This is a genomic window from Bernardetia sp., assembly GCF_020630935.1.
In the GTDB taxonomy this organism is placed as follows: Bacteria; Bacteroidota; Bacteroidia; order Cytophagales; family Bernardetiaceae; genus Bernardetia.
The window spans coordinates 716-4,108 of the sequence record NZ_JAHDIG010000137.1 but is presented as its reverse complement, the minus strand read 5'-3'; the positions used below and the strand labels follow the sequence as shown (position 1 = coordinate 4,108).

The window sequence follows — 3,393 nt, the reverse complement described above, 5'->3', positions numbered from 1 at the left end:
GCATAAGGCAAAAAAAGAAGAAAGATAATACTTTTTTCGTGCGTTTACCCTAATACTCTTATATTTGGCTGGTTGTATAGACCTTAGATTTGGAGATGAATCTGGATTTAGTTTACTACCTTCTGTTCCTTATGGTTGGTCTAAAGTCGGTGAGCAACTTGGTATTCAAAGTAGCAGGTCAGTACGCATAAATGTTTTTGGTTTGCTCAACTTAGGAGGAGAACTTACCAGTTTTGTAACAGAAAAAGCAATGCGTTCTCAAACAATTATAGACTGTTTGGATAGTTTTGCTGAAACGATAGAGAAAATGACAGTAGTCGTATTGGATAATGCTCCTTGGCATATTTCTAAAAAAATAGAAGAAAAAATTAAACAATGGGAAGAAAAAGGGGTAATCATTTTTTATCTGCCAAGCTACAGTCCTCATTTGAATATCATAGAAACATTATGGAGAAAAATGAAACTAGAGTGGCTAAAACCGAAAGACTATAAAAACAAAAAAAACTACAAAAGGCGATACAAAATATTCTCAAAAATTATGGAAATCAGAACTACTACATTAACTTCACAATAAAACAAAATTGTTACGATAAATATGGCTAGCTACTTACTCATTTTGTAATGAGACATAGCATCTGCGCATAGCTTATCAAGAATAAAGTTTGTCTCTACTTGAAATGGATGTTTTTTATTAGCTCTCTGCTTATTTTTATCAAAATGCTCTGGCAAGCATTTCTCTCCTGTGGACATTTTAAACCTTTTACTTTTATATGAGAAAAAACATCAGTTTACACAACCCCTGTTTGTCAGGCTCTTTATCCATTATGTAAATATTTGCACTTGCCATAATCGTAATTTTAAGGGAACATACACCTCTAATGAGGAACATATTTGGGTACAAAACATAACAACAAATACGTTTTTTTATATTGTTAAGTTTAAGTAAATATACCTAAAAACACGCTTTAAATGTCTCGTCCTAAAATAGTGTTACAGTTTTAGAGATACATTTTAGTTAGAATCAGACTGTCATTTGATAGTCTGATTTTTGTTTTTTATAGGTTCTAATTTTGATATTTTCTTTTAAATGGGTTTGTTCAGGAGTCTGCATATATAAGGAAAAATGAGGTCTTTCTGTATTATATATTTTTACGCTTTGTCCTATCATTTTTTAACCCATTCTATATATGTGTTTTCAGAAGCTATCAAAAACTCTTGCTTTAAAATGCCGTTCACACGTTCTGCTACTGCATTTTCATAAGGGTCGTGTTCTTGAGTCATGCTACAAGTTATCTTATTTTTTTGCAATATTTTTTGATATTCATAACTACAATATTGAATTCCTCTATCCGAATGATGAATTAAACTTCGTTCTGGATAGTTTCTCTTTTTCAAAGCCATCTGTAAAGCTCTGCTACATCCTACCGTCTCTAAGCTACTAGAAACGTCATAACCTACTATTTTTTTTGAGTAAGCGTCTGTAACTAAAGCCAAGTACATTGGATTTTCTCTTGTGCCAATATAGGTAATATCACTTACCCAAACTTGTTCTGCTTTGCTAATTTCTACATTTTCTACCAAATTTTTATGTTTTTTAAAACGATGATACGAATTAGTAGTCTTATGATAGCTGCGTGTAGGACGAATTAAAAGCCTATTATTTCTCAAAATACGAAATAATTTATCTCGTCCCACCCCTAGCTCCTCTAACTCTGATTGCAAAATATGATACAACTTACGAACCCCAATTTTAGGCATTCTTTGACGTATATTTTCTACTAACCTAATCACTTGAGTAGCTACTTGCTCTTTTTCTTTTTCATCCCAAAACGAACGATAATAACTTTGTCTGCTTATCCCAAGCAGTTTGCAGGTCTTCTGGATGCTGACTTGCCTTTCTTTGCTGAAAGAGCAAACTACTTGGGATTGGAGTTTTTTAGTGCGTCTTTGTTTTCTTTTTTATGGTACTTATGAGTGCTTCGCAGTTCGAATAGGAATCTGATATTCTTTTTCTGCTAAATCAATCATCATATCAAATAAAATGACTTTTTTGTCAGAATTGGCTAACTCTTGCTCTAAAGCTGCTTTTTGCTTTTTGAGTAAACGATTTTCTTGTTCTAACTCTAACAAACGTTGCTCTGCTGTCTTCATAATTGTTGTTTTAACTTTGTAGTGAGGGTCAAAATTACCATATTTTTCAAGCCATTTAACAACCGTTCCACGAGATTGAATACCATAGTTACGTTGAGCTTGACTAACGGTAAAAATACCCTCTTCTATCTCACGAACAATTTGAAGTTTGAGTTGCATCGTATAGTCTTTTTGGGTGCGTTTTACATACTTACTTTTCATAAAATAAAAGGTTGTGTTGTAACGCTATACTAGGACGAGACAAAAGCAAAAATAAAGAGGCTGTCCGAAAAGTACGGATAGCCTTTTTTTATATGTATAAAAAGTTTTATTTTCGAGGCGTATATTTTTTCACTTGCTTTTCTAGTGTATGGCAAAAGTAGTTTTTAAAAATCAAAGTGTTTCTCAACCCGAACTTTTTCCTGTCAATATCTTTGATAAAATTCCAGCTAATCATCCTGTTCGTTTAGTTGAAAAGGTGGTTGATTCGTTGGATATTAGTGATTTGATTTCTCAGTATAAAGGAGGAGGTTGCTCCGCTTATCATCCAAGAATGTTGGTTAAAGTGTTATTTTATGCTTATTTATCCAATATTTATTCTTGTCGTAAAATAGCTAAAGCTCTTGGGGAGAATATTCATTTTATGTATTTATCAGGCAATTCTACGCCAGATTTTAGAACAATTAATGATTTTAGAGGTAAAATTTTGAAGGCACATATTCACCGTTTATTTGGAGAAGTTGTTAAAATGTTGGTTGAAATGGGTTATGTAAGTCTGGATGTTCAATATATTGATGGAACAAAAATAGAGGCTCGTTCTAATCGTTATACGTTTGTTTGGCGTGGTAGTATTGAAAAAAATAAAGAAAAGTTAGAAACTAAAGTAAATAAAATTTTATCTGATATTGAAAGTAGTATTCAATCCGATAATCAAGAAGAAAATAAAGAAGAACTACCTACTGCATTAGATTCAGCATTGTTAAAAGAAAAACTCGCTCAAATCAATAAAAAGCTTAAAGAACCCAACAAACAACAGGCAAAAGAACTAAAAAAAATGCAAGATGAATATCTTCCTAGATGAAGTAAATATGAAGAGTCTCTAAAAATTTTAGGTTGTAGAAACTCATATAGTAAAACAGATACAGATGCTACTTTTATGCGAATGAAAGAAGACCATATGAAAAATGGACAACTCAAACCTGCTTATAATGCCCAAGTATCCACAGAAAATCAATTTATTACCCACGTTTCTATTCATCAAAC

The 3,393-nt window shown here is 32.2% G+C and carries 2 protein-coding genes and 2 pseudogenes; 2 read left to right on the top strand and 2 right to left on the bottom strand.

The features are described from left to right. Positions 1-64: 64 nt before the first annotated feature. A complete protein-coding gene (locus QZ659_RS20255) occupies positions 65-574 on the top strand; it encodes an IS630 family transposase (RefSeq protein ID WP_291728877.1) in 510 nt (169 codons plus the stop codon). 590 nt (positions 575-1,164) lie between these two features. Here QZ659_RS20255 and QZ659_RS20250 read toward each other — a convergent pair. Continuing rightward, positions 1,165-1,899, bottom strand: a pseudogene (locus tag QZ659_RS20250) (IS3 family transposase); the annotation flags it as partial. 69 nt (positions 1,900-1,968) lie between these two features. After that, complete coding sequence (locus QZ659_RS20245) at positions 1,969-2,352, bottom strand: transposase (protein ID WP_291728875.1); 384 nt, start codon at positions 2,350-2,352, stop codon at positions 1,969-1,971. A 148-nt stretch (positions 2,353-2,500) separates the two neighbouring features. On the opposite strand from QZ659_RS20245, the pseudogene QZ659_RS20240 reads away from it, so the two are divergent. Next, a pseudogene (locus QZ659_RS20240) lies at positions 2,501-3,393 on the top strand (transposase); the annotation flags it as partial.